Raw genomic sequence first — 2,408 nt, forward strand, 5'->3', positions numbered from 1 at the left:
AGAAAGCCAGAACCTTGACCCTCAACCCCGAACCGAAACATACATGAAAGGCGGGTCAAATCTCGGTGGAAATGCCGGGTCAGTTCTCAGTGAAAATCAACAAGCTGTCTTTCACGGTCTTGGCGCTGAGCGTTCTGTCGGTCCTTGGATTGACGGTTACTAGGAGGTGATCCTTGAAGCTAACGAGGTCGTCAGCGGTCAAGTGGGAGGCATCGTCGTGCTTAAGAAACTCCGCCAGCGTTGCAGCCGCCTTGCGGTAGCTTTCGTGGGTGCTTGCAGTGAGGCCCGACGCCTTCGCCTCCTGCCACCAGGATTCGACCAAGCCCGTTAGCGAGACGCTCGGCGCGGCCTGCAGGCTGCCGGGAGCCTTCCACTCGGGGAACCGCTCGGAGCGAGGATCGGGCGAATAATCGCCGCCCGCCTTCCGCTGACGCACCTCCATCCCCTCGCGGAGTGCCTTCAAGAATTCACGAAGCACCATCGGGCGGGACGCCGGGTCGATCGCAGGAATGCTACGAGCAAGCAGCAACCGATCGACGAGCGGCCCCACGGCATTCTCCATGGCTGGGGTATCCCCGTCCTCCTTCAGCCCTCCGAGCTTCTTGACGATGGACGCATAGCCCGCTTCCAAAAGGTCAAAGTCCAAGCTGTCGTCCCGCTCGACAGTGCCGTCCGCATTCTGCACGAAGGAGATGGTACTGCGGTGATCGTAATCGCTCGCCCAGGCTCGGTAGAGTTCGCCGGAAAGCGCGACAGCTTGACGATGCGTGAGTGGGACCGGCCTGTTCTCCCGTAGCGATCGGAAGATTTGCTCCAAATATGCCGCCGCGCCCGCCTGGCGGTTCTTGACGACACTGGGGTCGCCGCTCTTCAACGAGAACCGAATGCTCTCGGTCTTCGGCCTGATGGTGACGAACGCCGTCTCGTCGCCGATGGGGACAGCCAGCTTCATGCCGACCATGCGATCTCGCAGGTCAGCGGGGATGCGCTGAACGAATTGCTGCTTGGAGGAACCTGTTCGCTTCACGGGACGGACCAGCCGATAGAGCATTGTTGCGCACCTTTGTAACACAGTCAGGCGAGCGCAACATGCTGATTTGGCTTATCTTCTTGATCATATTGGAATGACAAGAAGAATGGTGCCCAGAGGCGGAATCCAAGCCAAGAAAATCTAGCTTTGTTTTCAAACGCTTGGAACTCGCACAGCGACAGCACTAACCAACAAAAATACCAACAAAATATTTCTGTGGATTGGTTCGGTTCCCGAATATTGCCTCACTCAACGCAACCGCACATACACTTCAACTCGGAAACCGATCGCCGTGCTACTAGATTTTGGCCTAGACTAGATCACCACCCGATGGGGTGTGGGGATCGATCCGAAGGTCCTCCGGTACGGCCATTCTCCCGATGGGAAATTCCTTTGCTGTCCAGTCGATCGTATTCAGTTATGACCTCTGTGCCCCTTGACATGGCAGAGCGGGATTCAATCCGATTTCTTGTGATAGAAAGATCAATAACTTTCCATCATGAGCAAATTCCAGTGCAAAAACCAGAGCAGGAACGAGGCTGATGCAGAACCAGCGTCGGCCGCGATGCGTTATTTCTGCCGCAACATCATCCCAGAACCTCAGCGTTGGCAAAATCACGATGTGGAGAACCAACCATATCGAATAGGTAGCGTCCGGGCTCCAGAATTCGCCATCGGTCATTTTCCCGTGTGCAAGTTCATGGCGTATCGGGGGTCCGCCGCGAAAGTTGAACAAGAGATCTATCTCGTCAATCAGAGCGGCAGGCATGATCTGCAAAAGCGGTTCCCGGAACTCGCCTAGCAGGCGGCTGAGCATTGCCTCTTCCCGGGTGCCATCCTGATTGATGCGATTGGTTTCGACACCCGACGAACTGAGCTCGACTTTGTACGTTAGGTGGCGAAGCACAGGGCTTGGGCCATTCGCAGGATGCGCTCTTGCGGGATATTTTGTCGCTCCCGGTTTGGCGGGGAGTGTTGATTAATATCGCCGATCCAGATTGCGAGGCGGACGGCGCCGATGGCGTCGCTGAACGTCAGGCTGGTTTTTCGGTACCACGCTGCGGTGTATGGGGTGGTAGTGCCGGTGAGCAGATCGCAGGCCCATAGCGATATGAAGCTGTAGAGCCCGAGCAATGCCGGGGTGGTTCGTGCAATGGCCTTGTCGGACTATTGCCGCTGGGTCTCAACGCCAAGATGGGCACGGGTCTCAGCGAACGTGACCTCGATCTGCCAGCGCCGGACGAACAGGGCGATGATTTCGGCGGGCTCGAGGGGATGTCCGTGCTGAAGAAGGCTTGAGGGGCGCGTTTGCCATCGGGATCCCGGACCAGCACCCAGCGGATCGGCATTACCGGGGTACCGGGCCTGTACCACAAGG

General features: G+C 57.3%; 3 protein-coding genes and 1 pseudogene. All 4 read right to left on the bottom strand.

Going from position 1 to position 2,408, the window contains the following annotated elements:
• Positions 1–79: 79 nt before the first annotated feature.
• Positions 80–1,051: a hypothetical protein gene (locus ACFFNA_RS36825; protein ID WP_378924949.1), complete on the bottom strand. Its 972-nt coding sequence runs from the start codon at positions 1,049–1,051 to the stop codon at positions 80–82.
• Between the two features lie 397 nt (positions 1,052–1,448).
• Entirely contained in the window at positions 1,449–1,847 is a 399-nt protein-coding gene (locus ACFFNA_RS36830; protein WP_143748680.1) for a hypothetical protein, read from the bottom strand.
• 74 nt (positions 1,848–1,921) lie between these two features.
• The gene (locus tag ACFFNA_RS36835; RefSeq protein WP_378924951.1) at positions 1,922–2,164 is read right to left on the bottom strand and encodes a hypothetical protein; all 243 of its coding nucleotides are present in this window, start codon (positions 2,162–2,164) and stop codon (positions 1,922–1,924) included.
• Positions 2,165–2,197: 33 nt separating this feature from the next.
• A pseudogene (locus ACFFNA_RS36840) lies at positions 2,198–2,408 on the bottom strand (hypothetical protein); the annotation flags it as partial.

It is taken from the genome of Mesorhizobium kowhaii (assembly GCF_042431665.1).
Classification (GTDB): Bacteria; Pseudomonadota; Alphaproteobacteria; order Rhizobiales; family Rhizobiaceae; genus Mesorhizobium; species Mesorhizobium kowhaii.

What these genes read in the sequence shown, in the direction of transcription:
- ACFFNA_RS36825 (WP_378924949.1), bottom strand. Translation starts at nt 1,051, where the DNA reads ATGCTCTATCGGCTGGTCCGTCCCGTGAAGCGAACAGGTTCCTCCAAG.
- ACFFNA_RS36830 (WP_143748680.1), bottom strand. Translation starts at nt 1,847, where the DNA reads ATGCTCAGCCGCCTGCTAGGCGAGTTCCGGGAACCGCTTTTGCAGATC.